At 41.7% G+C, this 659-nt stretch carries 1 pseudogene; it reads right to left on the bottom strand.

Annotated elements, in window-relative coordinates:
• Positions 1-227, bottom strand: a pseudogene (locus B5F87_RS20565) (sigma-70 family RNA polymerase sigma factor); the annotation flags it as partial.
• Positions 228-659: the final 432 nt, after the last annotated feature.

Here is a 659-nt window from a genome sequence, read left to right as displayed (position 1 = left end):
ACTGTTTTCAGTTCTGCCTGATCTGTGGATGCTGCTACGGTATCCAGATATGTACCTGTTTCCTGCACACGCTCATAATAGCGTCTGTCTGAATTAAATGCCTGACGGTCATAGAGACGGATTGCTTCAATCGTATCTTCGGTAACACCATTGTCTCTTAAAATTTTTTCTTCTCTCTCTTTCCAGAGTTTCCATTTATACTCTGCTTTTCCATGGTTGTATGCCATTTTCCTTACCTCCAATCTGATTTGTTTGAACATTCAGATTGGAAAGGGCGGAGAACGGCAGCCGATACCGGAAGAAGGCTTGTCCTTTTTCCCGACACATATCGACAAACAAAAAACCGCAAAGGCTGTTAAACCTTTGCGGCAGTGAGAAAAATAAGAACTATGTTGTAGAGCTAAAACTTCTACATTAGGGGCGTGAGAGTACCACCAACAGCAGAAGATTTTTTTGAGAGGTTATCCTCATTCCTGTATGAAATTATGTAGGTAGTTGCTGCTTTGAATAAGCAGCGGGGCGGCTGAAGCAGACCAGCACATAAAAAAGTGTCTTTGACACTTCAACCCCCTAGCCCCCATTCATGGGGGAATTAGGGGTTTCTTTTTGTGCTGTTTTCCTTCATAATAGTCTTATGAATATCCTTCAAAGAATTTTTA

Origin of the sequence: Eubacterium sp. An3 (genome assembly GCF_002159465.1) — a bacterium.
In the GTDB taxonomy this organism is placed as follows: Bacteria; Bacillota; Clostridia; order Lachnospirales; family Lachnospiraceae; genus Anaerobutyricum; species Anaerobutyricum stercoris.
The sequence above is the reverse complement of the archived record's forward strand: the minus strand, read 5'-3'. Positions and strand labels throughout refer to the sequence as shown.